The organism is Pseudomonadales bacterium (genome assembly GCA_013215025.1).
Taxonomy (GTDB): domain Bacteria; phylum Pseudomonadota; class Gammaproteobacteria; order Pseudomonadales; family DT-91; genus DT-91.
Genome location: JABSRR010000351.1, coordinates 1 through 1,554 on the forward strand (window position 1 = coordinate 1; position 1,554 = coordinate 1,554).

The 1,554-nt window shown below is 44.4% G+C and carries 1 protein-coding gene; it reads left to right on the forward strand.

The window, feature by feature from the left end; all coding sequences use genetic code 11:
• Window positions 1–1,351, forward strand: a 1,351-nt coding sequence (locus tag HRU21_13585; protein ID NRA43314.1) for an IS66 family transposase, incomplete at its 5' end; no start/stop codon positions are given.
• Window positions 1,352–1,554 lie beyond the last annotated feature (203 nt).

Below are 1,554 nucleotides of genomic sequence, written 5' to 3' on the forward strand. Positions count from 1 at the left end.
AGACGTTCCGCCAGGTGTTAAAGCTGCGGTAGAGTCATTGATGGCCGTATTGAATATCATTGTTACTGTACTTCTAGAGAAAAAGACGCGAAAGAACTCTGCCAACAGCGGCCTTCCGCCATCAAGAAATAGTGGCCCTAACGGCAATAGAAACAAGCAGGATCACGATCGCAACAAAAAAGGCGCACAACTTGAGAACTCTCGGAAAGTGGCTACTTCGGCTGTGGTGTCAGCTTCCAGCTGTGCAAAGTGTGGATCAAGCCTCAACAATGTCGAAGTAACCTCCGTCGAAGAGCGGACCAAGATCGACATTATTTACGAGATTACAGAGCATACTGTTCAGTCTGAGGTTAAAGACTGTCCTTCCTGTTGTCATGAAAACAAGGGCAAGTTTCCAGATGGAATGGATGGTAAAGTTCAGTATGGGATTGGCATCAAGGCCAGTATTATAAACTTCTTGATGATACAAATGATTTCTCTTGAGCGTGTGCAGGAGCACTTTAGAGGATTGATCGGCAGATGCATCTCTCAAGCCGTGATGCTTAAATATGTTTCACAATTGGGTGAGGCGTTGAAAGGTTGGGAACGACGAGAAATTAAGCGGATATTGAGATCTCCGGTCATTTACTGCGACGAAACATCGCTAAAAGTCGATAAGAAAAACTATTGGATTCACTCCTATAGTTATGGAGAGACAACGTTAAAGTTTCTCCATTCAAAGCGCGGGGGAGAAGCAATTGAAGACATCGGGATTATCCCCAAGTATGGCGGTACGCTCGTGCATGACAGCTGGGCAAGCTATCTTTCTTATGATCATGTTGATCATGGGTTGTGCGGCGCACATCTGTTGCGAGAGCTGAAGTTTGTAGAGGATTCTGTTGGCTACAAGTGGGCTACGAAAATGAAAAAGATCCTTCAGGAGGCGGCTTACACGGTAGCAAATCGACAAAAAAAGCGCGTCTTGACAGCACGGGAGTTCGCTCGCCTTCAATCCAGGTATAGGAATGCACTGACAAGGGCAAAGCAGGAACTCCCACCTTTCCCTGAACCGACAGGAAAGCGCGGACGTCCGAAGCACACCGACGCTCAAAACCTTTGGCTGAGGCTTTACGAATACGAACATTCTGTTCTACTGTTTGCACAAGTCAAGGAGGTGGATTTTACCAATAATCGATCTGAGCGGGACCTTAGAGACTCCAAACTTAAACAAAAGGTTTCGGGAACATTTAGAAAGGAAGAGTATGCGCGGTTTTTCGTCAGAATTTCAAGCTACGTCAAATCTATGAGATATAGAGGCTATTCTTCCCTAGAAGCGATCATGCTAGCTCTTCAAGGAAATATACCCGAATAGGGTGCGAGGAGTTACGACGCTTGTTGTATTATTTTTCCTTTCATTCTCTTCGTTCCTCTATGGGATAGTTTTGGAGAATACCTTTGAAAAACTTCCTCAAGGTATTTAGGGGCAAGTCCTCGAGTTATTTTGTAAGCGATTAGCGATAATTTAAAACGTACACGAAATATAATAGGCAGAAAATGCAACTTAAAATGGAAATA